Genomic DNA, 19097 nt, shown 5'->3' with positions numbered 1-19097 from the left:
TGATGCCCGAGCAGTTCTCGCGTCCTGTACGCCGACCCACCAGTGCTTTCGACAACATCGTCGGCACTCACGACCCTGCGGAAGAGACGCGAGTCGCACACGCGACAGCAACCGCCCTGCTCGCACGGGTGCGAGCGGATGAGAGCGGTGTGAGCGCGGACCGTCTCGTCGCCTTCACCGCCGAGCACGGTATCGACGAGATCGCCGAGTTGTGGTCCAAGGCGCCCGCGCGGACGCTGCCGGGCGCGCTGTGGCGCCTCTACCTGCTGCAGCTCGCCATCCACAGCGATCCGCAGACGGCGGCGCTGCTCTATGAGCGCGGTCGGGTCGAGTTGAGCTCCGTCGACTCGGTGGTCGCCGGAGCCCCGGTACCGGCGAATCCCGACGAGCTCGTCGCCCTCATCGACACGATCCTCCGTGGCGCGTTCCGTGGCGACTTCGCGGTCGCCCTCGACCGGGCCGCGGCGTTCTGCCGTGTGCAGGCATCGGGTGCCACGCACACCGCGGACGACTACGAGCCGACCGAGCCTTCGCGCGCCAGCGAACTCACGACCAGGGCGCTGCGGCTCAGCAGCTACGCGCAGGACCTGTCGGCGTCGGCGGTGCTGTGGCGAACGGATGCGCTCGCCTGAGCCGGACCGGCCGTGCGGATCCGTTCGCGGACATGAAAAGACCGGGCCGCAAGAACGCCTCTCGGCGGAAGGCCGCTCATAGCGGCAAATTTTGGAGCCCGGGGTTATGCGGCCCGGCCATTCCATTGTAACAAGATCGCACTGCGGCTATTCCCGGGAGTCTAGGCTCGGAGCATGACCCGGCGCTTTGCTCTGATGATCGATCCGGCTGCTGCGGATGCGGACCGCTCCGACTTCGCCGACACCTTCACGCTCGTCGACGCGGCAGCACCCGCACTGAGCGTGGGGGAGCTGAGTACCCAGCGCGGTGACGGCGTCTTCGAATCGATCGGCGTCGTCGACGGGCACGCGCAGGAGGTCATCCCTCATCTCGAGCGGCTGGCGCATTCTGCGCAGCTCTGCGACCTGCCGCTGCCGAACCAGGCCCAGTGGCGACAGGCCATCGAGCAGGCGGCCGGCCACTGCGAACAGGGCGAGTACGTCATCAAGCTCATCCTCAGCAGAGGCGTCGAGCACGGGCCCACCCCGACCGCGTGGGTCACCGCTGCACCGGCATCCGACTTCTCCGAGGTGCGGGAACGGGGGATCCGCGTCGTCACGCTCGACCGCGGATACGATCTCGACGTCGCCGAGAACGCGCCGTGGCTGCTGTTGGGAGCCAAGACCCTTTCGTACGCGGTGAACATGGCCGCGCTGCGCGAAGCACACCGGCGAGGCGCCGACGACGCGATCTTCCTCTCCCGCGACGGCTTCGTGCTCGAGGCGCCGACCGCCTCGCTGATCCTGCGCCTCGGCGACCGATTCGTCACGCCAGCACCGAACGGTGGCATCCTGCACGGCACGACCCAGCTCAGTGTCTACGAATACCTCGCCGGCCGCGGTCTCGAGGTCGAGTACGGGCAGGTCCCGGCATCCGATCTTCCTCGTGCGGATGCCGCCTGGCTGGTTTCGAGCGTCCGGCTCGCCGCTCCGATCACCGCCATCGACGGCGTCGAGCTGCCGGTCGATCACGCCCTCACGGCCGAGCTGAACCGATACCTGCTCTCGCCTCGCGACTGACCTTCGCCCCGCTCGCCCTCGGAAAACGCAGATCATCCGCGTCCTCAGCGGTGTGGCGCCGGACGACATGCCGGGGTGACGGCCATCGCTCTGGGATTCCCCTCTCATCAATGCCCGTCCTGGAGCAGCGCACCCTGGATCGCATCGACAACCGCCTGCCAATCGTGCACGATCATCCCGTAGGTGAAACGTAGGGTCTGATAACCCCGTGCGGCTGCGGCCGCGTCTCGCTGAAGATCCTTCGCCCTCAGATCCTCGCCGTCGTGGTTCGCGCGTCCATCGGCTTCGATGATCAGGCGCGCTCCGACGACGAAGTCCACCTCTCCCACGCCGGCGATCCACACCTGAGGCCGGGCTTCTATGCCGAGCCGGTGCAGCCCGAGACGGAGGAGCGACTCCAGTCCGCTGTCGGCATCCGCTCGTGCGAAGGCGACGAGCCACCTCATCGCGACCGGGAGATGCGCCACGAGCCACGTCAGATCCCCGACTCGAAGCAGCGACTGCCGAAGCGCCGACTCCAATGCCGCGAAGAACGTGTCCTCCGACGCGCACTGTGAGATCTGCAGAAGTACGTTCCGGACCGGCGGTGGCGCGCCGACGGCGACTTTTCCCTCGTCCCAATGGATGTGGCAGTCCTCGCAGGAAGAGCGCGGTGTTCCGGCCGTCCCCATCCAGACATGGCATTTCGGCGGTGTCTCGAGGATCCAGAGACCGTGCAGAAGTCCCGCGGTGCAGCATCCGACCGTGCCGCCGTGCGAGGCTGCGTGGACGATGCGGTCCTGAGTGCCAGCGAGCGCGTACACGCCTTGGCGGGGCCGGACAACCTCCCCCGATCTCACGGCCCTGGTGAGTTCGGACTCGGTCACCCCCAGACGTTTCAGCTCAGCGGTGCGCGCCATGCGGCCGAGTGTGCGGAGGGCGGACTCCGCTCGGGTGAACGTCATCCGAAGACGATGGGTGATCGCCGTCGTCGCCGACCTGAGAAATCCTGTGTTCTCCCATGTTCTGTGGATGGCGCATCCGGGCCTCCAGAAGTGCAGGCCCGGTCATCGACGGGAAAACCCAGACCGTCGGCCTACCGAGCCGCGCGTCGAGGAGTCGACACGCGGTCGTGGGACGCGATGGTCTGGGTTTTCCAGGGAGCAGAAGGAAGGAGGGGGGATGCTTATCCGAAGCGACCCGAGACGTAGTGCTCGGTGGCCTGCACGGACGGGGTGGTGAACATCGTGCGGGTGTCGTCGTACTCGATGAGCTTGCCCGGCTTGCCGGTGCCGGCGATGTTGAAGAACGCCGTCTTGTCGGAGACGCGGCTGGCCTGCTGCATGTTGTGCGTCACGATGACGACCGTGTACTGGGTCTTGATCTCGGCGATGAGCTCCTCGATCGCGAAGGTCGAGATCGGGTCAAGAGCCGAGCAGGGCTCGTCCATCAGGATCACGTCGGGTGAGACGGCGATCGCGCGGGCGATGCACAGACGCTGCTGCTGTCCGCCCGAAAGGCCGGAGCCGGGACGGTCGAGACGGTCCTTGACCTCGTTCCAGAGGTTGGCGCCGCGCAGCGACTTCTCGACCAGGGCGTCCTGATCGCTCTTCGCCATTCGCGTGTTGTTGAGCTTGACGCCCGCGAGCACGTTCTCCTTGATCGACATCGTGGGGAACGGGTTCGGACGCTGGAACACCATTCCGACCTGGCGGCGCACGAGCACGGGGTCGACGCCGGCGCCGTAGAGGTTCTTGCCGTCGATCAGCACCTCGCCCTCGACGCGAGCGCCGGGGATGACCTCGTGCATGCGGTTGAGGGTGCGCAGGAACGTGGACTTGCCGCAGCCGGACGGGCCGATGAATGCCGTGACGGTGTTGGGCTTGATGTCGATGCTGACGCCTTCGACGGCGAGGAAGTCGCTGTAGTAGACGTTGAGGTCGTTGACTTCGATGCTCTTGGACACGAGAGGGATCCTTTGGTTCAGTCGGGTATGACGGCTCAGCGGCCGTTGATCTTGGGGGCGAACACCTTGGCGATGATGCGTGCCACCAGGTTCAGCACCATCACGATGACGATCAGGGTGAGGGCGGCGGCCCATGCCCGGTCGAGGTAGGCATCGACCGGGATGCCGGGGTACTTCGCCTGCATGTACGAGAACACGGGTAGCGTCGCCATCTGGCCGCCGAACATGTTCAGGTTCATGCCCTGGACGACTCCGACGGTGAGCAGCAGCGGCGCGGTCTCGCCGATGACGCGCGAGATGGCCAGCATGATGCTGGTCAGGATTCCGGCGATCGCGGTGGGCAGCACGACCTTGAGGATCGTCAGCCACTTCGGCACACCGAGCGCGTAGGCCGCTTCGCGGAGCTCGTTCGGGACGATGCGCAGCAGCTCTTCGGATCCGCGCACGACGACCGGGATCATCAGCACCGAGAGCGCTAGGGAGCCCATGATGCCCATTCGCGTTCCCGGTCCGACGATGAGCGCGAACACCGAGTAGATGAACAGACCGGCGACGATCGAGGGGATGCCGGTCATGACGTCGACGAGGAACGTGATGCCCCGCGCGAGCTTGCGGCCCTCGCCGTACTCGACGAGATAGATCGAGGTCATCAGGCCGATCGGCACCGAGATGATGGTTGCGCCGAGAGTGATCAGCAGCGTTCCGTAGATGGCGTGGACGGCACCGCCGCCCTCGCCCACGATGTTGCGCATCGAGAAGCTGAAGAACTCGCCGTCGAACCGCATGAGGCCGTTGACGACCACCGTGTAGAGCAGCGAGATGAGGGGGAGGAGCGCGACCACGAAGGCGCCGGACACGAGCGCGGTCATGAGTCGGTCGATCGCGTGGCGGCGGCTCTCGACCACAGTGGAGATCACGAAGATGAGCACCATGTAGAACACGAGGCCGACCACGAGCGTGAGGGCGATGTTGAAGTCGGCCGGGTCGCCGCCGGCGTTCATGAAGGCGAAGATCGTCGCGGAGATGACGAACGCGACCAGCAGCAGCGCCCACGGTGCCCACTTGGGCAGATGGCCCGCCGAAGTGGTGTGCACAGGGGCGACGACCGACGAGGGCGACGGTGAGGGAGTGAGTGTGGCGGTCATGTCAGTTGGCTCCCGAGAACTCGGCGCGGCGCGAGACGATCCAGCGGGCCACGAAGTTGACCGCGAAGGTGACGATGAAGAGGATCAGACCCGCCGCGATGAGCGTGTTGACGCCTTCGTCGTGGGCCTCGGGGAACCGCAGCGCGATGATCGCCGGGATCGTCGTGGGGTTCTCCGGGTTGATCAGGTTGAACGTGATGATGCCGAGAGGCGAGAGCACGAGCGTCACGGCCATGGTCTCGCCGAGCGCGCGGCCGAGGCCGAGCATGGCGCCTGAGACCATTCCACTGCGTGCGAAGGGGAGCACGGCCATCCGCACCATCTCCCAGCGCGTCGCGCCGAGCGCGAGCGCGGCCTCCTCGTGCAGCTTCGGGGTCTGGAGGAACACCTCGCGGCAGATCGCGGTCATGATCGGGAGGATCATCACCGCGAGCACGAGGGATGCCGTGAGGATCGTCTTTCCGGTGCCCGAGGGCGTTCCGCCGAAGATCGGGATCCAGCCGAGGTTGGTGTTGAGCCACTTGTAGAAGGGCACGAGCATCGGTGCGAAGGTGAGGGCACCCCAGAGGCCGAAGACGACCGACGGCACGGCGGCCAGAAGGTCGATGATGTAGCCGAGGAATCCGGCGAGCCGGCGCGGGGCGTAGTGAGAGATGAAGAGCGCGATTCCGATCGCGATCGGTGCGGCGATGACGAGCGCGATGAGGCTCGACCACAGCGTTCCGAAGACGAAGGGCCAGACCCACGAGAGGAACGACTGGCCCTCGAGGATGTGGTTGTTCGAGGTGTCGGCCGACAGAGCCGGGATCGCCTGCACGATGAGGAAGACGGCGACCGCTGCGAGCGTGACGAGGATGATGATTCCCGCTGCCAGAGCGGTGCCCGAGAAGACGAGGTCACCCCGTCGGCGCAGCTTGGGGCGCGTCCCGGTGGAACGGGTGGTATCGGGACCCGTTGAGGTTGTGGTCATCGGAGCGACTCCAGGCTCTGAGGGACTTTCGGGGTTTTCATGCGGGTGCCCCCGGGTGTCGGTCTTGTCCTACGACCGACACCCGGGGGCGTCGGACCGGGGCTCAGCTATGGGCTGAGCCGTCGGTCACTCCGTGACGATCGCGTCGATCGCCGTGTTGATCTGGTCGCGCAGGGTGTCCGAGATCGGCGCGCTGCCGGCGGCCTCGGCTGCGGCATCCTGGCCCTCGGCCGATGCGACGTACTCGAAGTACGCCTTCACGAGGCCTGCGGTCTCGGCGTCGTCGTACTCGACGCAGCCGATGAGGTACGAGACGAGCGCGATCGGGTAAGAACCGGCGGGGGCTGCGGCCGGGTCGACGGCGAACGCGAGGTCGTGGTCCGAGCGACCCTCCTCGAGCGGCGACGCCTCGACGAGCGCTGCGGCGGCCTCGGCGGAGTACGCGACGTACTCGCCCTCGACCTCGACGGCGACCTGACCGAGGTCCGCGGTGCGCGACGCGTCGGCGAAGCCGATGTAGCCGACACCGTTGGTGATCGCGTCGACGACGCCCGAGGTGCCGTCTCCGGCCTCACCGGTCGACAGCGGCCACTCGTCGGCTGCCTCGTAGGTCCAGACGTCCGGAGCGACGGCGCTGAGGTACTTGGTGAAGGTCTCCTGCGTGCCCGACGCGTCCGCGCGGTGCACGGGCACGATCGCCTGGTCGGGCAGATCGACGCCCTCGTTCTGCGAGGCGATGGCGGCGTCGTTCCAGTTGGTGATGGCGCCCGAGAAGATCTTGGCGATGGTCTCGCCATCGAGGTTCAGCTCGTCGATGCCCTCGAGGTTGAAGGCGACGGCGACGGGCGAGATGTAGACGGGGATCTCGACGATCTCGTCGGAGGTGCAGGAGCCGAAGCCGCCGGCGGCGATCTCGTCGGCGTTGAACGCGCGGTCGGATCCGATGAAGTTGGAGGAGCCGGCGATGAAGTTCTCGCGGCCGGTGCCCGAACCCGTCGCGGTGTAGTTCACCGTGGTGTCGGGGTTGGCGGTCTGGAATGCGGCGACCCAGGACTGCTGCGCGGCCTCCTGCGAGGAGGCGCCGGTGGCCTCGATGGTGCCGGAGAGGGTCGACTCGCTCGGCGCGTCGGTGGAGCCCGTGCCGCCTTCGTTCGCGGCACAGCCGGCGAGTGCGAGAGCGGCGACGGCGCCGATGGCGCCGATTCGTGCGATTCGGGAGATCTWCACTGTGGATCCTTCGATCTTGGATGGGTGGGGCCCGGTGCAGGGCACACAGTGACGCTATGTGCGGCGGTTAACGAGACTCTCCCGCGCAGGTGAACGGAAGGTGAACGGCGCGCGTCTCTCTGGGGTGCACCCCAGGCGCGCACTCGTGTCCCGAGGCCGCTCGACGAGCGGTCAGATCTTGGGGACGTGCGTCTCGATCGCGATGATCCCGGAACCCGGGTTCGATGCCGAGACGTGCACGACCGAGAAGGCGGCCGGCTCGAGATCGGCCGCGCTGTTGACGTACGAGCCGCGGATCGTGCCGGTCGCGAGTGCGATCTCGGTGAGGAGGCCCGGCAGCACAGGGCCGTGGCTGCAGATGACGGCCGGCTTGACTGCCCGCACCCGGCGACCGATCACCGAACGCAGGTCGTCGTGTCCGTCCTCCCAGGCATCCTGACTGATCTTCTCGGTCATGACGACCTTGCGACCCAGAGCCTTCGCGAGCGGCTTGACCGTCTGCACGCAGCGCACGGCGTCGCTGGTGATGATCTTGCGTACTCCGAAAGCGCGCAGAGGGCCGACGATCGACTTCGCCTGGTCGCGCCCGCGATCGGTGAGCGGACGTGCGGCATCCGCGCCGTCCCAGTCCGAGCGGGAGAGTGCCTTGGCATGACGCAACGCGATGATCGGGAATGTGCGCAGCACGCCGTCATCGACGAGGTTCGCGAAGAAGTCGAGGATCTCGAGGTCGACCGGGTAGCTCAACCGGGAGCGCGCCTTCTTGACGCTGACCCATTCCAGTGCCGCGATCTCCTTGTTCGGAACGAAGGTCGAGGCGCGGATCGCGTCGACGGTCGCCTCGGCAGCCCAGTAGTGCACGACCTTCTGCTTGCTCGAGGGCAGATGGTAGCGACTCACGCCGACCGGCACGCCGAGCGAGACGCGGATGCCGGTCTCCTCGTGCACCTCGCGTACCGCGGTCTCTGCGAGCATCTCGCCGGGGTCGACCTTGCCCTTCGGAAGGGTGATGTCCTTGTACTTGGTGCGGTGGATCAGCAGGATCCGCAGTTTGCCGTCGATGAGTCGCCAGACGACGGCGCCCGCCGCGTACACCGCTTTGTCCGTCCACTTCGAACTCGTCGCCTGGGCGCTCGACTGACTGATCATCGGACCGCCCGTGCTCGACGGCGTCGCTGGATCGACCCCATCGTCTTGTCCTGCAGGTCGACGAGCGGCTTGCCGTCGGCGTTCTCGGAATGCCGCGTCCAGACGCCGTCCACGCCCAGGTGCCACGAGGTGGTTCCGGGGTCCATGGCGAGATCGAAGAAGTCGAGCAGGTCCTTCATATGGCCTGGGTCCGTCACGCGCACGAGCGCCTCGACGCGGCGGTCGAGGTTGCGGTGCATCATGTCGGCGCTGCCGATGTACACCTGTGCGTCGCCGTCGTTGTGGAACGCGAAGATGCGGGAGTGCTCCAGGTACCGGCCGAGGATGCTGCGGACGGTGATGTTGTCGCTGATTCCCTCGAGGTCGGTGCGGAGGCTGCAGATGCCTCGCACCCACACGTCGACCTTCACACCGGCCGCGCTCGCGCGGTACAGCGCGTCGATGACCTCTTCGTCGACCATCGAGTTGACCTTGATGCGGATGCTGGCGGGCTTGCCGTCCTCGGCGTTGCGCCGCTCGTGGTCGATCTGACGCACCAGCCCCTTGCGCAGGTGCAGGGGAGCGACGAGCAGACGCTTGAACTTCTTCTCGATCGCGTATCCGCTGAGCTCGTTGAACAGACGGGTGAGGTCCTTGCCGACCTGCGCGTCGGTCGTGAACAGTCCGAAGTCCTCGTAGATGCGGCTGGTCTTGGGGTTGTAGTTGCCGGTGCCGATGTGCGAGTAGTGGCGCAGCACGCCGTCTTCCTCTCGGATGACGAGCGCGAGCTTGCAGTGCGTCTTCAGCCCCACGAGGCCGTAGACCACGTGCACGCCGGCCTTCTCGAGCTTGCGCGCCCAGACGATGTTGTTGGCCTCGTCGAAGCGGGCCTTGACCTCGACCAGCGCCAGCACCTGCTTGCCCGCCTCGGCGGCGTTGATCAGCGCCTCCACGATCGGGCTGTCGCCCGAGGTGCGGTAGAGCGTCTGCTTGATCGCGAGCACGTGAGGGTCGCGGGCGGCCTGCTCGAGGAACGAGACGACGCTCGTCGTGAACGACTCGTACGGGTGGTGCACGAGCACGTCCGACTTGCGGATCGCCTTGAAGATGTCGGCGCGCGTGTTGCTGCCCGTGGGCTGGAAGGCGACCGCGGTGGTGGGCAGGTGCGGCGGGTAGCGCAGGTCGGGGCGGTCGATGCGCGAGAGGTCGAACAGGCCTCGCAGATCGAGCGGCCCGGGCAGGCGATAGATCTCCTGGTCCGTGATCTCGAGCTCGCGCACGAGGAGGTCCATCGTGACCTCGTCCATGTCGTCGGTGATCTCGAGCCGGATGGGCGGACCGAAGCGGCGGCGCAGCAGCTCGGCCTCAAGCGCCTGGATGAGGTTCTCGCTCTCGTCCTCCTCGATCTCCACGTCCTCGTTGCGGGTGAGGCGGAAGGCGTGGTGGTCGAGCACCTCCATGCCGGGGAACAGGTCTCCGAGGTGGTTCGCGATGAGCTCCTCGAGCGTGAGGAAGCGCTTGATCTCGCCGCTGCCGGGCACCTCGACGAACCGGGGCAGCATGGGCGGCACCTTGAGGCGGGCGAACTCCTGACGCCCGGTGCGCGCGTTGCGGATGCGGATCGCCAGATTGAGCGAGAGGCCGGAGATGTACGGGAACGGATGCGCGGGGTCGACCGCGAGCGGCATCAGCACCGGGAACACCTGGGCGCCGAAGTACTCGGAGAGCTTGGCGCGCTCGTCATCAGTGAGCGCCGACCACTCGGTGATCTCGATGCCGGACTCTGCGAGCGCCGGACGCACGAGCGACTTCCAGGCGTCGGCGTGACGCAGCTGGAGTGCGTGCGCTTCACGAGCGATGTCGGCGAGGGCGTCGGCGGGGGAGCGGCCGATGTTCGTCGGAACCGCGAGACCTGTCACGATGCGGCGCTTCAGGCCGGCGACGCGCACCATGAAGAACTCATCGAGGTTGCTCGCGAAGATCGCGAGGAAGTTCGCCCTTTCGAGCTCCGGCAGCGACGGGTCTTCGGCGAGCTCGAGCACGCGCTGGTTGAACGCGAGCCAGCTCAGCTCGCGGTCGAGGTAGCGATGGTCGGGGAGGAGCGCATCCGGGGACTCGATGGCATCGAAGTCGTCATCTTCAGCGTCACCGAGACCAGCGTCGGCGAGAGCGGGATCGATCATGGGGTACATCTAAGCACCGTGAGGTGACGCGCGCGTGAACGGGGCGTCGCATCCGTCACCGCGTCGCCGCCACCGTCTCGTCGTCGTACACGTTGAATCGGTAGCCGACGTTGCGCACGGTGCCGATGATCTGCTCCTGGTCGCCGAGCTTCGCGCGCAGGCGACGCACATGCACGTCGACCGTTCGCGTGCCTCCGAAGTAGTCGTATCCCCACACCTCGCTGAGCAGCTGCTCGCGGGTGAACACCCTGGAGGGGTGGGTGGCGAGGAAGTGCAGCAGCTGGAACTCCTTGTACGTGAGATCCAGCGGACGGCCGCGCAGCTTCGCCGAATACGACTGCTCGTCGATCGTGACCCCGGAGGCCTGCACGCGCGAGGGTTCTGCGACCTCGTCACGGCGGGCGAGCGCGAGGCGCACACGGGCATCGGTCTCGGCCGGACCCGCGGTGGAGAGAAGGACGTCGTCGATCCCCCACTCGCCGGAGAGCGCGCTCATGCCGCCCTCCGTGACGACGAGGAGCAGCGGAGCATCCTGTCCTGTGGCGCGCAGCAGGCGGCACAGCGACTTCGCGCCGACGAGGTCCAGACGACCGTCGACGATCACGATGTCGTAGTCGGGGGCGCTCACGAGTTGGGCGGGCTCGGCCGGTATCTGACGCACACGATGGCTGAGAAGCTCGAGCGCGGGCAGGACCTGCTCCGAGACCGGAGCATTGGTCAACACCAGGACCTGGGCCACACGCACTCCTTCCGGACGGCGGGGTACGCCGTGCCGCAATGATACCGGGCGCTGATGGGTGACAATCGTCGTCGGTGAGTCACAATGGACTCATGTCGGAACCTGCCCTCGCACCGCGTAACGCTTTCGTCGGTGTGCTCGTCGTCTGGGCTGTCGCCTTCGTCGCCTCCATCGCGGTGGGGATCTTCGTGCCTGAGGAGTGGCGCGTGCCCTGGCTGCTCGTGGCCTTCGGGGGGATCGTGCTGCTCTCTTTCGCCGTGCAGCTCTGGTACGGACGCACCCAGGGATTCATCTTCCGGGTGGGGGGCAGCACCATCGGCGCGCTGCTGCTGATGGGCGTGATCTCGGTCGGGTTCGGCCTCGCGGCCCTCGTCACCTGATCTCGAGACGCGACACCCGCGCGCACGGAGGGTAATGTGGAGGGCATGGACCTCCTGGCGCTCGAACTCTTCTTCATCGGCCTCCTGGGCCTTGCGAGCCTCGCGATCGTGTTCGTCTCGGTCGTCGTGCTGCGCAACCTCTTCCGCGGCCAGCGCTGAGCGCGCCGTGCTCGAGCTGCCGACCGACCTTCCCGCAGACCTCGCGCCGCTCTCGTGGCTCGTCGGCGTCTGGGAGGGAACCGGCGTCATCGACTATCCGGTCGGTGATGAACGCCTTCAGGGCGAGTTCACGCATCGGGTGAGCTTCAGCCATGACGGCGGCCCGTTCCTGAACTACTCGGCCACCGCGACGTTCACCGGCGACGACCAGGCGGTCTCGATCCCGCTCGTCTCCGAGACCGGGTTCTGGCGGCTCAGCCGTCCGGCGACCGACGCCGATCCCGGCCCGGGCCTGTTGCCGCCTCTCACGGAACCGGTGTCGCGCGGAGTCGACGACGTCGAAGAACTGCGTGCGGCATCGGGTGGATTCCCCATCGAGGTCTCCATCGCTCACGCCGACGGAACACTCGAGCTCTACCTCGGTGAGATCAGCGGTCCGCGTATCGACATCGCCTCCGACGCGATCGTCCGCGGTGCGGGTGCGAAGGAGTACGGCGCGGCGACGCGCATGTACGGACTCGTCGACAACCACCTGCTGTGGGCCTGGGACATCGCAGCCCTCGGCACTCCGATGCGGGCGCACGCGTCTGCGCGATTGGCCAAGGTCTGACATGACCGGTTTCACCGACATCCCCGGCGCTGTGCTCGCTGGCGACGGGATCGCCCACTTCGGCGATGCATTCCGCGAGCAGCGCCGCCTCGCCGCAGGCGGGGCGATCGTGCCCCTCGACGACCGTACGGTCATCGAGGTCGCAGGGCCTGAACGACTGGGCTGGCTGGATTCGATCACCTCGCAGTCCGTGGGTCGACTCGCTCCGGGCGAGAGCACCGAGCTGCTCGTGCTCGACCCGCAGGGCCGTGTCGAGCATGCGGCCGGCGTGCTGGACGACGGATCGTCCACGTGGCTGATCGCGGATGCCGGCGACGCCGAGGCACTCGCGACGTGGCTGACGCGGATGAAGTTCCGCACCCAGGCCACGGTGGACGTGCGTCCTGACCTCGTGCTCCTCGGCTTCGTCGACGGCGGCACGGCCGCTGACCGCGCACTCGCCGCCGCATCCGCTCCCACCGGCGCTCCACTCGTCTGGGTCGACCCGTGGCAGCGCGTGAGCGCGGGAGGTCACCAGTACGCCGAGACTGCCGAGCACCCCGGTGCCGAGCTCGACTGGCGTGTGGCGATCGCGACGAGCGAGGCCGCAGAGGCGCTCGCCGTGACGCTCGCGGCCGACGAGGTCGCCGGCCTGCTCGCGGCCGAGGCGCTGCGAGTCGCAGCCTGGCGGCCGCGGTGGTCGGCCGAGGTCGACGAGCGCTCGCTGCCGCATGAGTCCGACTGGATCCGCACCGCCGTGCACCTGAACAAGGGCTGCTACCGCGGGCAGGAGACGGTCGCGAAGGTCCACAACCTCGGGCACCCGCCGCGTCGGCTCGCGGCACTCCACCTCGACGGGAGCGAGGCCGTGCTGCCCGCCGTCGGTGATGCGGTGCTCGCCGGCGACGACGAAGTCGGTCACATCACGTCGGTCGCCCGCCACCACGAGGACGGACCCATCGCGCTCGCGATCCTGTCTCGCCGCACCCCGGTCGGCGATCTCGTCGTCCGCGCAGAGGGTGCCGACATCGCCGCGACCCAGCAGGTCATCGTGCCCGCGGATGCCGGTGCCACGGCCGATATCCCTCGCCTCACGCGACTGTCACGACGCCCGAGCGCACCGGATCCCCGCCAGGCGAGCTGAGCGCGCGAATCACGCAAGCGGTGCGACGGCCTCCCACGGGAGGGTGAGCTCGCCCAGTCGCCATCGGCTCTTGCCACCGAGCACCGGCCAGCCCTGCTCGCGCAATGCTCCGACGGCTGCGAGGAATCGCTGGGTCGCCCCGAACGTCGACAGGGGTGCGGCTCTGTCCCATTCACGGTCGAGGTCGACGAGCAGCGCGTGCACCCGTTCGCCGGGGACGTTGCGATGGATCAGCGCCTTGGGCAGCCGCTCGGCGACGATGCTCGGATGCTCGAGATCGGCCAGCCGCAGCGAGATCGTGAACCGCTGCGGTGCGCCGGCCGGGTCGACGTCGATCCAGCTCGACACCCGACCGATCTCGTCGCAGGTGCCTTCGACGAGCAGGCCGTCCGCGTCGAGGCGCCCGGCCATCGTGCGCCAGGCTCCCGGCACATCGGCCTCGTCGTACTGGCGGAGCACGTTCATCGCGCGGATCACCGCGGGGCGGCGTCCGGCAGGCAGCGGCACCTCGAACCCTCCGCGAGCGAAGGACACCTGCAGATCGGGGGAGAAGGAGGTGTTCCCCGCCTGCACCTCGCCGAGCTGTCGAGTCGCCGTCGCGACCCTGACAGGGTCGATCTCGAGGCCGCGCACCTCGGCATCCGCCCGCACGCGCTGCAGACGGGTAGCGAGCTCGAACGCGGTCACGCCGCTCGCCCCGTAACCGAGGTCGATGACCAGCGGATCAGCGGCGCGCCGGAAGGCCGTACTCGCCGCGATCCATCTGTCGTTGCGTCGCAACCTGTTCGTCCCGGTGGTGCCGCGGGTCGGCCGACCGAGAGGAGATGACGCCATGCGTCAATCCTCGCAGGGCCGGGGCGTGGACGCGTCGCCCTGCGCCGATAAACTGGGGCGCATGACTGCGAACCGCACCCTGATCCTTCTCCGTCACGGCCGGAGCGAGTGGAACGAACTGAACCTCTTCACCGGCTGGGTGGACGTCCGCCTGAACGAGCAGGGTAAGAACGAGGCCCGCCGAGGCGGCGAGCTGCTGGCCGAGGCCGGCATCCTGCCGGACGTGCTGCACACCTCGTTGCTGAGCCGCGCCATCCAGACCGCCAACATCGCCCTCGATGCCGCAGACCGTCTGTGGATCCCTGTCACGCGTTCGTGGCGTCTGAACGAGCGCCACTATGGCGCCCTGCAGGGCAAGGACAAGGCGCAGACCCTCGAGGAGTTCGGCCCCGAGCAGTTCCAGCTGTGGCGTCGCTCGTTCGACGTGCCGCCGCCCCTGCTCGACGACGAGAGCGAGTTCAGCCAGGTGGGCGACGTCCGCTACGCCGACATCGACGGAGAGGTGCCGCGCACCGAGTCGCTGAAGCTCGTCATCGACCGCCTGCTGCCGTACTGGAACGACGCCATCGTGCCCGACCTCGAAGCCGGCAAGACGGTTCTCGTCACCGCCCACGGCAACTCGCTTCGCGGTCTCGTGAAGCACCTCGAGGGCATCAGCGACGACGACATCGCCGAGCTGAACATCCCCACCGGCATCCCGCTGGTCTACGAGCTCGACGAGAACAACGTCCCCACGGGCCCCGGCCGCTACCTCGACCCCGAGGCCGCCGCCGCCGGTGCCGCAGCGGTCGCCGCACAGGGCAAGAAGTAACACCGCAGACGAAAGGGGGCGGATGCTGTCAGCATCCGCCCCCTTTCATATACCTCGTGCGTCAGGCGTGCCCGAGCTCCTGCTGCTGCTCGATCGCGAGCGCGATGTCCTCTTCTTCGATGCGCCAGTCGCCGGTCGCCAGGTAGATGACCTTCTTCGCGACGGCGACCGCGTGGTCGGCGAAGCGCTCGTGGTAGCGACTGGCGAGCGTGGCATCGACGGTTGCGGTGGCCTCGCCCTTCCAGTTGTCGCTGAGCACCTTCTCGAAGACGCTGGCGTGCAGCTCGTCGATGTCGTCATCGGTGTTGCGGATCGTGTCCGCCAGCTTCAGGTCCTGCGTCCGGAGCAGCTCGGAAAGCGTGCGCGAGATCTCGACGTCCAGCTCGCCCATCTTCGTGAAGGTGCCCTTGAGGCCCTTCGGGATCGCGCGCTCGGGAAAGCGCAGGCGCGCGAGCTGGGCGATGTGCTCGGACATGTCGCCCATGCGCTCGAGCGAGGCGCTGACGCGCAGCGCCGTGACGACGACACGCAGGTCGCGCGCGACCGGCTGCTGACGGGCGAGGATCTCGATGGCCTGCTCGTCGAGGGCCACGGCCAGTGCGTCGATCTTGGCGTCGTCGGCGATGACCTCTTCGGCGAGCTCGACATCGCTGGTCGCGAACGAGCGGGTCGCCTTGTCGATGGAAACCGTGACGAGGTCGGCGATCTCCACGAGCTGGGACTGCAGGTCCTCGAGGGACTGATGGAAGACTTCGCGCATGTCGGCGCAACCTTTCGTTCGGGTCTCGGCTGTGGTGTCAACGCGAGACGGCCGGGCCGTTCGCGCGAGAGGAGAGCTCAGCGCTCCCGCACAGGCCCGAAAGCGATTGTCTGCTCCGAAGGTTAACGAACGGTGCCCAGCACGTGAATAGTACTTCTCGCCTCACCGCCAGCGCGGGTGAACCCGCCGATACGCGGGTGAACGCACTCTACGCTGGGGGTATGACCTTGCCGCAGATCGCGCTGCTCGCGTTGGCCGTCGGCCTCGTGATCGGCGTCGGCCTCTCCCTCCTGGTGGCGTGGGCGTACCGCGCACGGGCGAGGGTCGCCGAGGAGACATCGCTCTCGGTGCCGGAGGGCGTCACCGCGGTGCTCGGCAGCATGGATGACGCGGCCTGCGTGGTCGATTCGTCCGGACTCGTGCTCGCGGTGTCGAAAGCGGCGACGCGCTTCGGCATCGAGGTCGGCGCGCCGCTCGAGAACCCCGAGCTGCGTCAGCTGGTGCGCGGCGGTCGGAACGAGGGCGGCTCCGCCTCCGAGTCCATGCGACTGACGCGCGGTGGCCTCAGCCTCGACCCGCGTCTGGTCTCGGCCCGCGCGAGCGTGATCAGCCCGCGGATGACACTGCTGATCATCCGCGACGTGACCGAGCAGGAGCGCCTGGACCAGATGCGCCGCGACTTCGTGGCGAACACCAGTCATGAGCTCAAGACGCCGGTCGGTGCGGTCACGCTGCTCGCCGAGGCCATCGAATCGGCGGCGGACGACCCCGCGCAGGTGCGTCACTTCGCCGCCAGGATCTCGGCGGAGGCGTCTCGTCTGGGCCAGCTCACCGGTCGCATCATGAGCCTGTCGAGGCTGCAGGCCGAGGATGCGCTGTCTGATGTGCGACCTGTCGCGATCGACGAGGTGCTCGCCACAGCCCTCGAGGCGCACGTCGTGCAGGCGGACTCGGCGGGAGTCGAGATCGCGCGCGGCGGCGACAGGGGAGTGTGGGTGCGTGGCGACTCGCAGATCCTGATCGAGGCGTTCGGCAACCTCATCGCCAACGCGATCGCGTATTCGCCGAAGGGCTCCCGGGTCGGCATCGGTGTGAAGGCCGACGAAGGCGTCGTCGAGATCGCCGTCTCCGATCAGGGCATCGGGATAGCGGAGGGCGACCGCGAGCGCATCTTCGAGCGCTTCTACCGCGCAGATGAGGCTCGATCGCGCCGCACGGGCGGCACAGGCCTCGGTCTCTCGATCGTCAAGCACGCGACGCAGAGACACGGTGGCGAGGTGAGGCTGTGGTCACGCCCCGGTCGCGGATCGACCTTCACCATCAGGCTTCCCAGGATCGATGCTCCCCCGAGGATCGACGCGGACAAGAAGAACAAGAAGAAGCGCGAGCGCAAGGCGGCGAAGGCCGCGACTCGCGTCCGAAACGGAGAGAACGCATGACCCGCATCCTTCTCGTCGAAGACGAGCCCGATCTCGCCGACCCGCTCGCGTATCTGCTGCGACGTGAGGGGTACGAGGTCGAGATCGCCGAGGACGGCCCCGGCGCTCTGACGGCATTCCGCGAGCGCGGCGCCGACGTCGTGCTGCTCGATCTCATGCTGCCGGGGATGCCGGGCACCGAGGTGTGCCGGCAGATCCGCTCCACGTCAGCCGTGCCGATCATCATGGTCACGGCCAAGGACTCGGAGGTGGACATCGTCGTCGGGCTCGAGCTCGGCGCCGACGACTACGTCACCAAGCCCTATTCGTCGCGTGAGCTGCTGGCCCGCATGCGGGCGGTGCTGCGCCGCGTGGTGCAGGCCGAGAACGAACTCGACGAGCGGGTGCTCGACGGCGGACGCGTCTCGCTCGACATCGACCGGCACACCGTCTCGGTCGCCGGCCAGCAGATCAACATGCCGCTGAAGGAGTTCGAGCTCCTCGAGGTGCTGATGCGAAACTCCGGTCGGGTCTTGACCCGTGGCCAGCTCATCGACCGCGTCTGGGGCAGCGACTACTTCGGCGACACCAAGACGCTCGACGTGCACATCAAGCGCATCCGCTCGCGCATCGAGGAGAACCCGGGGGAGCCCGTCATGCTCGTCACCGTGCGCGGACTGGGCTACCGCTTCGAGGGCTGAGCCCGCACACGTCATTCGACGAGACAAGAGGCCGGCATCCCTGGGGGTGCCGGCCTCTTCAGTCACATCGTCGTGCGGATCACTCCTGCGGAGCCGGTGCCGCCGTGTCGGTCGGGACGGGCGTCGGCGTGGGCTCTTCTGCGGCGGGCACGAGATCGGCGTAGTACGGCAGCGCGCCGTCGAGCACGGGGACCTCGGTCTTGGTGCCGGCGCCGTCACCCGACTGGAAGTGGATCTCGATCGTGGCGCCGGGCATCGTGTCGAGACCGTCGATGCGCAGCGGCTCCTCGTCGGCGCCGAAGCTGACGGTCTTGCCCGCCGGGACCGAGACGGTGAACGGGTCGAGGCCCGGGACGGTCATGGTGAGCGTGGCCTTCTCGGTGGTCGGGTTGACGACCGCGCCGATGAAGTTGCCCACCGAGCCGTCTTCGTTCGCGACGATGAAGGCGTTTCGCACGTCGATCGGTCCGTCGGAGTCGGAGACGTTCACGCCGTCCGAAGCCGAGTACTCGATGGTCGTCGCCTGCGGCGAGATGAACGTGCAGCCCGTCGCGCCGAGAAGAACGAGGGCGCTGATGGCGGCAGACGCAACAAGGCGCGATTTCACGGGTCCTCCTGAGGTCCGACGGGATATCCGCATCCCATTCTATGCGCAAGCGAGGGTGCGCCCGAGGACGTGGGGGCGCGAACCTTAGCGCATGTCTGCTGTGGTATCCTTGAGGTTGCCGAAAGGACAAGTTTTTATGCTTTTTGAGGTTGGCGAAACTGTCGTCTATCCGCACCATGGCGCTGCGACCATCATCGAGGTCAAGGAGCGCGTCATCAAGGGTGAGGCGAAGAAATACCTGAAGCTCAACGTCACGCAGGGAGACCTCATCATCGAGGTGCCCGCGGAGAACGTCGATCTCGTCGGGGTCCGCGATGTGATCGGCCGTGAGGGGCTCGACCATGTGTTCGAGGTGCTCCGCGCTCCGTTCACGGAAGAGCCCACGAACTGGTCGCGCCGCTACAAGGCGAACCTCGAGAAGCTCGCCTCCGGCGATGTGATCAAGGTGAGCGAGGTCGTCCGCGACCTGTGGCGTCGTGATCAGGACCGCGGTCTGTCGGCCGGTGAGAAGCGGATGCTGGCGAAGGCTCGTCAGATCCTCATCTCCGAACTGGCTCTCGCAGAGAAGACCGACGAAGACAAGGCGAGCGCGCTGCTCGACGAGGTCCTCGCGTCCTGAGCAGATCGAGACAAGGCGGATGCTTCGGCATCCGCCTTTTTTCGTGC

The 19097-nt window shown here is 67.5% G+C and carries 20 protein-coding genes; 9 read left to right on the top strand and 11 right to left on the bottom strand.

The window, feature by feature from the left end; genetic code table 11:
* The first annotated feature begins 2 nt into the window (after positions 1-2).
* A complete protein-coding gene (locus ASF63_RS11495; protein WP_056513863.1) occupies positions 3-632 on the top strand; it encodes a hypothetical protein in 630 nt (209 codons plus the stop codon).
* A gap of 174 nt (positions 633-806) precedes the next feature.
* Positions 807-1691 carry an aminodeoxychorismate lyase gene (locus ASF63_RS11490; RefSeq protein WP_056513860.1) on the top strand — a complete coding sequence of 295 codons (885 nt, stop codon included), beginning with the start codon at positions 807-809 and terminating at the stop codon, positions 1689-1691.
* Positions 1692-1798: 107 nt separating this feature from the next.
* Here ASF63_RS11490 and ASF63_RS11485 read toward each other — a convergent pair whose 3' ends face one another.
* The 8 genes from ASF63_RS11485 to ASF63_RS11450 form a co-directional block, all read right to left on the bottom strand.
* The gene (locus tag ASF63_RS11485; protein WP_056513857.1) at positions 1799-2635 is read right to left on the bottom strand and encodes a type IV toxin-antitoxin system AbiEi family antitoxin domain-containing protein; all 837 of its coding nucleotides are present in this window, start codon (positions 2633-2635) and stop codon (positions 1799-1801) included.
* Between the two features lie 221 nt (positions 2636-2856).
* A complete protein-coding gene (pstB, locus tag ASF63_RS11480; RefSeq protein ID WP_056513856.1) occupies positions 2857-3636 on the bottom strand; it encodes a phosphate ABC transporter ATP-binding protein PstB in 780 nt (259 codons plus the stop codon).
* Between the two features lie 35 nt (positions 3637-3671).
* Positions 3672-4781, bottom strand: a complete 1110-nt coding sequence (pstA, locus tag ASF63_RS11475; protein ID WP_056513853.1) for a phosphate ABC transporter permease PstA — start codon at positions 4779-4781, stop codon at positions 3672-3674.
* A gap of 1 nt (position 4782) precedes the next feature.
* Entirely contained in the window at positions 4783-5751 is a 969-nt protein-coding gene (pstC, locus tag ASF63_RS11470) for a phosphate ABC transporter permease subunit PstC (protein ID WP_056513850.1), read from the bottom strand.
* A 126-nt stretch (positions 5752-5877) separates the two neighbouring features.
* Positions 5878-6978, bottom strand: coding sequence for a phosphate ABC transporter substrate-binding protein PstS (gene pstS / locus ASF63_RS11465; RefSeq protein ID WP_056513847.1), 1101 nt, complete (start codon positions 6976-6978; stop codon positions 5878-5880).
* A gap of 171 nt (positions 6979-7149) precedes the next feature.
* Positions 7150-8127 (bottom strand): NUDIX hydrolase, encoded by a 978-nt coding sequence (locus tag ASF63_RS11460; RefSeq protein ID WP_056513841.1) that lies wholly within the window; start codon positions 8125-8127, stop codon positions 7150-7152.
* Entirely contained in the window at positions 8124-10289 is a 2166-nt protein-coding gene (locus ASF63_RS11455; protein WP_056513839.1) for an RNA degradosome polyphosphate kinase, read from the bottom strand. Before ASF63_RS11455 ends, ASF63_RS11460 begins: the two co-directional genes overlap by 4 nt.
* Before the next feature lie 55 nt (positions 10290-10344).
* Complete coding sequence (locus ASF63_RS11450; protein ID WP_056513834.1) at positions 10345-11028, bottom strand: winged-helix domain-containing protein; 684 nt, start codon at positions 11026-11028, stop codon at positions 10345-10347.
* A 92-nt stretch (positions 11029-11120) separates the two neighbouring features.
* Between ASF63_RS11450 and ASF63_RS11445 the strand changes: the two genes are divergently transcribed.
* The 3 genes from ASF63_RS11445 to ASF63_RS11435 all read left to right on the top strand — a co-directional run bounded on the left by ASF63_RS11445 (position 11121) and on the right by ASF63_RS11435 (position 13300).
* Entirely contained in the window at positions 11121-11408 is a 288-nt protein-coding gene (locus ASF63_RS11445; protein WP_056513831.1) for a hypothetical protein, read from the top strand.
* 166 nt (positions 11409-11574) lie between these two features.
* Complete coding sequence (locus ASF63_RS11440; RefSeq protein WP_056513828.1) at positions 11575-12177, top strand: FABP family protein; 603 nt, start codon at positions 11575-11577, stop codon at positions 12175-12177.
* 1 nt (position 12178) lies between these two features.
* Complete coding sequence (locus ASF63_RS11435) at positions 12179-13300, top strand: YgfZ/GcvT domain-containing protein (protein ID WP_056513825.1); 1122 nt, start codon at positions 12179-12181, stop codon at positions 13298-13300.
* A 9-nt stretch (positions 13301-13309) separates the two neighbouring features.
* Here ASF63_RS11435 and ASF63_RS11430 read toward each other — a convergent pair whose 3' ends face one another.
* The gene (locus ASF63_RS11430; RefSeq protein WP_056513823.1) at positions 13310-14134 is read right to left on the bottom strand and encodes a hypothetical protein; all 825 of its coding nucleotides are present in this window, start codon (positions 14132-14134) and stop codon (positions 13310-13312) included.
* Positions 14135-14195: 61 nt separating this feature from the next.
* Here ASF63_RS11430 and ASF63_RS11425 point away from each other — a divergent pair, with 61 nt between their 5' ends.
* The gene (locus tag ASF63_RS11425) at positions 14196-14945 is read left to right on the top strand and encodes a phosphoglyceromutase (protein WP_056513819.1); all 750 of its coding nucleotides are present in this window, start codon (positions 14196-14198) and stop codon (positions 14943-14945) included.
* A 61-nt stretch (positions 14946-15006) separates the two neighbouring features.
* Here ASF63_RS11425 and phoU read toward each other — a convergent pair whose 3' ends face one another.
* A complete protein-coding gene (phoU, locus tag ASF63_RS11420; RefSeq protein ID WP_056513816.1) occupies positions 15007-15705 on the bottom strand; it encodes a phosphate signaling complex protein PhoU in 699 nt (232 codons plus the stop codon).
* Positions 15706-15926: 221 nt separating this feature from the next.
* On the opposite strand from phoU, the gene ASF63_RS11415 reads away from it, so the two are divergent.
* Together ASF63_RS11415 and ASF63_RS11410 are read left to right on the top strand one after the other, a co-directional pair.
* Entirely contained in the window at positions 15927-17144 is a 1218-nt protein-coding gene (locus ASF63_RS11415; protein ID WP_056513812.1) for a sensor histidine kinase, read from the top strand.
* Positions 17141-17824, top strand: a complete 684-nt coding sequence (locus tag ASF63_RS11410) for a response regulator transcription factor (protein ID WP_056312600.1) — start codon at positions 17141-17143, stop codon at positions 17822-17824. Before ASF63_RS11415 ends, ASF63_RS11410 begins: the two co-directional genes overlap by 4 nt.
* Positions 17825-17903: 79 nt before the next feature.
* Here the strand turns inward: ASF63_RS11410 and ASF63_RS11405 are convergent, their stop codons facing one another.
* Positions 17904-18431, bottom strand: a complete 528-nt coding sequence (locus ASF63_RS11405) for a hypothetical protein (protein ID WP_056513809.1) — start codon at positions 18429-18431, stop codon at positions 17904-17906.
* Positions 18432-18567: 136 nt separating this feature from the next.
* Between ASF63_RS11405 and ASF63_RS11400 the strand changes: the two genes are divergently transcribed.
* Entirely contained in the window at positions 18568-19050 is a 483-nt protein-coding gene (locus ASF63_RS11400; protein ID WP_056513806.1) for a CarD family transcriptional regulator, read from the top strand.
* Positions 19051-19097: the final 47 nt, after the last annotated feature.

Source organism: Microbacterium sp. Leaf320 (genome assembly GCF_001423485.1).
In the GTDB taxonomy this organism is placed as follows: domain Bacteria; phylum Actinomycetota; class Actinomycetes; order Actinomycetales; family Microbacteriaceae; genus Microbacterium.
This window is presented reverse-complemented; position numbering and strand designations above follow the sequence as displayed.

Bases quoted from the DNA above. Each gene is read 5' to 3' on its own strand.
- ASF63_RS11495 (WP_056513863.1), top strand. From the start codon at position 3: ATGCCCGAGCAGTTCTCGCGTCCTGTACGCCGACCCACCAGTGCTTTC.
- ASF63_RS11490 (WP_056513860.1), top strand. From the start codon at position 807: ATGACCCGGCGCTTTGCTCTGATGATCGATCCGGCTGCTGCGGATGCG.
- ASF63_RS11485 (WP_056513857.1), bottom strand. From the start codon at position 2,635: ATGACGTTCACCCGAGCGGAGTCCGCCCTCCGCACACTCGGCCGCATG.
- pstA (WP_056513853.1), bottom strand. From the start codon at position 4,781: ATGACCGCCACACTCACTCCCTCACCGTCGCCCTCGTCGGTCGTCGCC.
- pstC (WP_056513850.1), bottom strand. From the start codon at position 5,751: ATGACCACAACCTCAACGGGTCCCGATACCACCCGTTCCACCGGGACG.
- ASF63_RS11460 (WP_056513841.1), bottom strand. From the start codon at position 8,127: ATGATCAGTCAGTCGAGCGCCCAGGCGACGAGTTCGAAGTGGACGGAC.
- ASF63_RS11455 (WP_056513839.1), bottom strand. From the start codon at position 10,289: ATGATCGATCCCGCTCTCGCCGACGCTGGTCTCGGTGACGCTGAAGAT.
- ASF63_RS11445 (WP_056513831.1), top strand. From the start codon at position 11,121: ATGTCGGAACCTGCCCTCGCACCGCGTAACGCTTTCGTCGGTGTGCTC.
- ASF63_RS11435 (WP_056513825.1), top strand. From the start codon at position 12,179: ATGACCGGTTTCACCGACATCCCCGGCGCTGTGCTCGCTGGCGACGGG.
- ASF63_RS11430 (WP_056513823.1), bottom strand. From the start codon at position 14,134: ATGGCGTCATCTCCTCTCGGTCGGCCGACCCGCGGCACCACCGGGACG.
- ASF63_RS11425 (WP_056513819.1), top strand. From the start codon at position 14,196: ATGACTGCGAACCGCACCCTGATCCTTCTCCGTCACGGCCGGAGCGAG.
- phoU (WP_056513816.1), bottom strand. From the start codon at position 15,705: ATGCGCGAAGTCTTCCATCAGTCCCTCGAGGACCTGCAGTCCCAGCTC.
- ASF63_RS11415 (WP_056513812.1), top strand. From the start codon at position 15,927: ATGACCTTGCCGCAGATCGCGCTGCTCGCGTTGGCCGTCGGCCTCGTG.
- ASF63_RS11410 (WP_056312600.1), top strand. From the start codon at position 17,141: ATGACCCGCATCCTTCTCGTCGAAGACGAGCCCGATCTCGCCGACCCG.
- ASF63_RS11400 (WP_056513806.1), top strand. From the start codon at position 18,568: ATGCTTTTTGAGGTTGGCGAAACTGTCGTCTATCCGCACCATGGCGCT.